The organism is Pseudoduganella sp. RAF53_2 (assembly GCF_052113985.1).
Classification (GTDB): Bacteria; Pseudomonadota; Gammaproteobacteria; order Burkholderiales; family Burkholderiaceae_D; genus Rugamonas.
The window spans coordinates 1-1,969 of sequence record NZ_JBFRDW010000862.1; the positions used below are offsets into that span (position 1 = coordinate 1).

Annotated in this window: 3 protein-coding genes; 1 reads left to right on the plus strand and 2 read right to left on the minus strand. The window is 62.0% G+C overall.

What is annotated here, in order from left to right:
• Positions 1 to 42 precede the first annotated feature (42 nt).
• Positions 43 to 912: an alpha/beta hydrolase gene (locus AB4Z11_RS30415; RefSeq protein ID WP_442029723.1), complete on the minus strand. Its 870-nt coding sequence runs from the start codon at positions 910 to 912 to the stop codon at positions 43 to 45.
• The gene (locus AB4Z11_RS30420; protein WP_442029725.1) at positions 909 to 1,115 is read right to left on the minus strand and encodes a hypothetical protein; all 207 of its coding nucleotides are present in this window, start codon (positions 1,113 to 1,115) and stop codon (positions 909 to 911) included. The genes AB4Z11_RS30415 and AB4Z11_RS30420 overlap by 4 nt, the downstream gene beginning before the upstream one ends.
• A gap of 134 nt (positions 1,116 to 1,249) precedes the next feature.
• Between AB4Z11_RS30420 and AB4Z11_RS30425 the strand changes: the two genes are divergently transcribed.
• Positions 1,250 to 1,969 (plus strand): LysR family transcriptional regulator (locus tag AB4Z11_RS30425; protein WP_442029727.1); only part of this gene is annotated, 720 nt, incomplete at its 3' end.

Genomic DNA, 1,969 nt, shown 5'->3' on the forward strand with positions numbered 1-1,969 from the left:
GTATATTTATAGGCTGTTAAACTTTAGTATATTTATAGGCTGTTAAACTTTAGCCGGTGGGTTCTCCATCCCATCGAGGCCATTGATAAAGCCGGCCATTTCCTGCAGGGCGAACACCTTGCAGGCACACTCGTTGCGGGCTTCCTGGTCTTGCAGGGGCGCCGCAGGCATCCGCCGCACCGTCGTCTTGATACCGCAAGAGATCAGTTTGGCGCCGTATTGTTCAGCTTCGTCACGTAATGGGTCATCCTCGGCGGACAGAATCAGGGCCGGAGGCAGGTTCTTCAGCCGGCTCGACTGAAGGGGCGACGCGTACGGGTGGGTACGGTCGGCAGCATTGGGGAGGTAACCGCGGTAGGCTGCAGCGCACGTCTCAGCCACCTGGGCCTTGGCGGCACAATTGGGCATCTCGCGCATGGAGCCGGTGGACAGGCCGGGGTCCAGCATCGGCATAATCAGAATCTGGCCCGCCAGCGGAGGGCCGCCGCGGTCGCGCGACATCAGGGTCGTGACGGCGGCCAGATTGGCGCCGGCCTCGATGCCGGCAGTCAGCATGCGCTTGCCAGTCCAGTTCAGTTTGGTCTTGTTCTTCTTGGCCCACAGCAGCACGGCGTGGGCGTCTTCCACCGCGGCCGGGAAAGGGCTCACGGTAGCAAGGGTATAGTTCGAGGCCAGGATCACATGGCCGGTATTGCAGCTGACCAGATGGCGCAGGAAAGCATCGGCTTCCTCCAGATCGCCCTCGACGAAGCCGCCGCCGTGGAAGAACACGATCAGCGTCTCGCGCTTGGCGGTCGCTGCGCCCGCCATATACAGGCGGGCTGCCAGCGGACCCTGGGCGCCGCGCACTTCAATATCGCGGATCTTCAGGTCGGGCGCGAACTCCGGCGCGGTCTGCTGCATGGCGGTCATTGCTGTACCGCCTCCGGCGCGGACGCCGTCAGTGCGAGGTCAGGCGCGCTGGCGTCGCTCAGCACCACATGGGTGAGTGCCGCCACGCCGCGGGCTTCAGCTCGCGCAGCGCTCGAATACTCGTCGGTATAGACCATGCCGGCCAGCGCGAGCGCGCTGAGCGCAATGGCTACCAAAGCAAAAAATCCATCCCTGAATCCCATGATCAACTCCTTTCCTGGTTACCGCAGCGTTCACTTTTTTGCTGCAGTACGAGAATCATAAACTTCCACTAGAATATGATAAAGAGAGCAATGACGAATTGATTGTTCAGAATCTCGAACAATAGGGTGTCCGAATGAATAAACTGCAAGCGATGGAAGTGTTCGTCCAGGTGGTCGACGGCGGCGGCTTTACGCGCGCGGCCGAGGCGCTGCAATTGCCGAAGGCCACGGTGTCGACATTAGTTGCCTCACTGGAACAGGCGCTGGCCGTCAAGCTGCTGCACCGTACCACGCGCCAGGTGACTGTCACGGCCGACGGTGCTGCCTATTATGAACGCTGCCTGCGCATCCTGGCGGACGTCAAGGATGCGGAAGAGTCCATCTCCCGCACCCGCCTGTCGCCCAGCGGACGGCTGCGGGTAGACGCGCCGACCGGCCTGTCCGGCGATATCGTGGTGCCCGCGCTGCCGGATTTCTTCGAACGCTATCCCGACATCTCGCTGGAACTGGGCAGTAGCGACCGTCTGGTCGACCTGGTGGAAGAGGGCGTCGATTGCGCCATTCGCGCCGGCGTGCTGGCCAATTCCAGCCTGATTGCCCGCCGCGTCGGCATCCTGAGCTTTATTGCCTGCGCCGCCCCGTCCTATCTGGAGCGCTATGGCATGCCCAGACACCCCAATGAACTGGAACGCCACCGCTGCGTGAACTATTTCTCGTCCAAGACCGGCAGGATCTTCCCGTGGGACTTCAACCGCAGCGGCGAACGCATCGAGCTGCCCCTGCCGGGCGCGATCGCGCTGAATGACTCGAATTCCTATGTGCAGGCTGGCCTGGCCGGACTGGGTGTGCTGCTG

Coding starts and splice junctions, on each gene's coding strand:
- AB4Z11_RS30415 (WP_442029723.1), bottom strand. CDS start 912: ATGACCGCCATGCAGCAGACCGCGCCGGAGTTCGCGCCCGACCTGAAG.
- AB4Z11_RS30420 (WP_442029725.1), bottom strand. CDS start 1,115: ATGGGATTCAGGGATGGATTTTTTGCTTTGGTAGCCATTGCGCTCAGC.